Source organism: Bradyrhizobium sp. (genome assembly GCF_030693485.1).
Taxonomy (GTDB): domain Bacteria; phylum Pseudomonadota; class Alphaproteobacteria; order Rhizobiales; family Xanthobacteraceae; genus Bradyrhizobium.
This window is the reverse complement of record NZ_JAUYAN010000097.1, coordinates 1-3,000: the sequence shown is the minus strand read 5'-3', so window position 1 is coordinate 3,000 and position 3,000 is coordinate 1. Positions and strand designations below refer to the sequence as shown.

Here is a 3,000-nt window from a genome sequence, read left to right as displayed (position 1 = left end):
GACGCAGATCACGCCCTCATGTTCGGCCTTGTGCGCCAGCATCGGCGGGCCTGCGACGTCGCCGATGGCGTAGATGCCGGGGATGTTGGTCTTGCCGTAGCCGTCGATCACGATGCAGCCGCGCTCGGTCTTGACGCCGAGCTTTTCCAGCCCGAGGTTATCGATATTGCCGACCACGCCGACCGCGGAAATCACCCGGTCGAACTCGATCGCTTGCGGCTTCTTGCCGTCGTCGATGGTGGCGACCACGCTGTCGCTCTTCTACTCGAGTTTTGTCACCGTGGGATTGGTGAGAATCCTGATTCCCTGCTTCTCGAACGCCTTGTGCGCGAATTTCGAAATCTCGGCATCTTCCACCGGCAGGATCTGCGGCAGCACCTCGACCACGGTCACTTCGGCGCCCATGGTGCGGAAGAACGAGGCGAACTCGATGCCGATCGCGCCGGAGCCGACCACCAGCAGCGACCCAGGCATCTTGTCCGGCACCATCGCCTCGAAATAGGTCCAGACCAGCTTCTTGTCCGGCTCCAGCCCCGGCAGCACGCGAGGCCGCGCGCCGGTCGCGACGATAATGTGCTTTGCCTGATAGGTGCCCTCGCCCAGCGCCCCCTTCGGCGCCTCGACGGCGGATTTTTTCACCGTCAGCTTGCCCGGCGCATCCAGCGTCGCTTCGCCCCAGATCACCGTGACCTTGTTCTTGTTGAAGAGGTAGCCGACGCCATCGTTCAGCCGCTTCACCACGCCGCGCGAGCGCTTCACCACGGCCTGCAGGTCGAACGAGATTTTCTCCGCCGCAAGACCATAATCCTTGGCGTGCTGCATCAGATGATACACTTCCGCCGAGCGCAGCAGCGCCTTGGTCGGAATGCATCCCCAATTGTTGCAGATGCCGCCGAAATAGGCCTTCTCGACGACAGCGGTCTTGAGGCCAAGCTGCGCGGCGCGGATCGCGGTGACGTAGCCACCGGGACCAGCGCCGATGATGATGACGTCGAAGGAAGTGTCGGCCATTCTCAATCTCTTTCTAACCTTCGACGTAACCGCCCCGCCGCACCATGAGTTCAAACAAAGCAACACCCCAAGCAAATCCGATCAGCAAGCAAGCGATCTCAAATCCCGGATACTCCCAGTATCGGCCATGAATAATTTCGTTGGTTCCATTCAAGGTCAAAAGCAACCCCGGCACTGAGTTTAGCAAGATTAAGACCAGTTTCGGATACGCGATCCATCTCACAATTAACAGACTTACCAAGGTCGATATTAGAAATGCCACGCCCATGACCGGTGGCACAAAAATGAAGCCCATCGCCCATCCGTTATCATCGGCATTCATTCCGTGATCTCTCAATTGCCGCCAGTATGGCAGCCACAAGAGGTTACCAAGTGCCAACCACGCCACCCCAGATGCAACGCCGCCGCCAAGACCACCAGCGAGACCGCCGGCAAAAACTAAGTGCAATGGTAGCTGATTAGCATCCCTCAAAGCAAAACCCGCCTGCACATCTTCGGCCCCTCTCCCAATGAGCGAGAGGGAGAAAACTTCACACCATCATCATCACGGGATTTTCGATCAGCATCTTGAACGCGCCGATCAGTTCGGCGCCCAGCGCGCCGTCGACCGCGCGGTGATCGCAGGACAGCGTCACGCTCATGATGTGCGCGGCCTCGATCCTGCCGCTCCGCACCACCGCGCGCTCCTCGCTGGTGCCGACGGCCAGAATGGTGGCGTGCGGCGGGTTGATCACGGCGGTAAAATCCTTGATGCCGTACATGCCGAGGTTGGACACCGCCGTGGTGCCGCCCTGGTATTCTTCCGGCTTGAGTTTTCGCGCCCGCGCGCGGGCGGCAAAATCCTTCATCTCGGCGGAGATGGTCGACAGCGACTTGGTCTCGGCCTTGCGGATGATCGGGGTGATCAGGCCGCCCGGCATCGCGACGGCGACGCCGATATCGGAATGCCTGTGTTTCAACATGCCGCTTTCGGTCCAGCTCACATTTGCGTTGGGAATCCGCTGCAGCGCGATCGCCATCGCCTTGATGACGAAGTCGTTGACCGAGAGCTTGTAGAGCGGCTTCTTCTCTTTATCCTTCGGCGCGGAGGCGTTGATCTCCTCGCGGGCGGCGAGCAGTTTTCCGATGTCGCAGTCCATCGTGAGATAGAAATGCGGAACGGTCTGCACCGACGCGGTCAGCCGCTGCGCGATGGTGCGGCGCATGCCGTCGTGCGGAATCACCTCGTAGCTGCCGGGTTCGAACAGCGCGAGAACCTGTTTGTCGGACATCGACGGCGCGATGGCAGGCCCCGTAGTGGACGTAGCGGCCGGCGCCTTCAGCCCCTTGCCGGACTTTGCTTCTTCAACGTCGCGCGCGATGACGCGGCCATGCGGGCCTGAACCGTTGACGCGGGCGAGTTCAATGCCGGCCTCCCTGGCGAGGCGGCGGGCCAGCGGCGACGAGAATGTGCGGGCGTGGCCGTTGGTCTGTTGCGCAGGTGCTGCCTGCGGCGCGGTGGCCGCCGGTGCCGCGGCCTTCGCCGCCGGAGCCGCAGCGAGCGCAGCTGTCGGAGCCGGTTTTGCAGCGGCGGGCGCTTGAGCAGCCGGAGCAGCTTTGGGCGCGCTCGCAGCCCCCGCCCCTGCCGCCTTCACATCCTCGCCGTCGCCGGCCAACACCGCGATCACGTCATTGACCGCGACATCCTGGGTGCCCTCGGGCACCAGGATCTTCGCGATGGTGCCCTCGTCGACCGCCTCGACTTCCATGGTCGCCTTGTCGGTCTCGATCTCCGCGATGACGTCGCCGGACTTGACCTTGTCGCCCTCCTTCTTGAGCCACTTGGCCAGATTGCCCTTTTCCATCGTCGGCGAGAGCGCGGGCATCAGAATGTTGATTGGCATTGTCAGTGACCCTGTTGCGACCGTGGCGTGGTGTTGCCGAGGTCGGTCGGCCGCGCGATTTCGGCTTCGAATAGGTCGACGATGCGCCTCAGCGCATCCTCCTCGG

The 3,000-nt window shown here is 62.1% G+C and carries 2 protein-coding genes and 1 pseudogene; all 3 read right to left on the bottom strand.

From position 1 onward, the window contains the following. Positions 1-1,011 (bottom strand): annotated as a pseudogene (lpdA, locus tag Q8N40_RS07385) (dihydrolipoyl dehydrogenase); the annotation flags it as partial. 13 nt (positions 1,012-1,024) lie between these two features. Beyond that, positions 1,025-1,501: a hypothetical protein gene (locus Q8N40_RS07380; RefSeq protein ID WP_305711352.1), complete on the bottom strand. Its 477-nt coding sequence runs from the start codon at positions 1,499-1,501 to the stop codon at positions 1,025-1,027. 40 nt (positions 1,502-1,541) lie between these two features. Next, positions 1,542-2,894 (bottom strand): pyruvate dehydrogenase complex dihydrolipoamide acetyltransferase, encoded by a 1,353-nt coding sequence (locus tag Q8N40_RS07375; RefSeq protein WP_305711351.1) that lies wholly within the window; start codon positions 2,892-2,894, stop codon positions 1,542-1,544. Between the last annotated feature and the right edge of the window lie 106 nt (positions 2,895-3,000).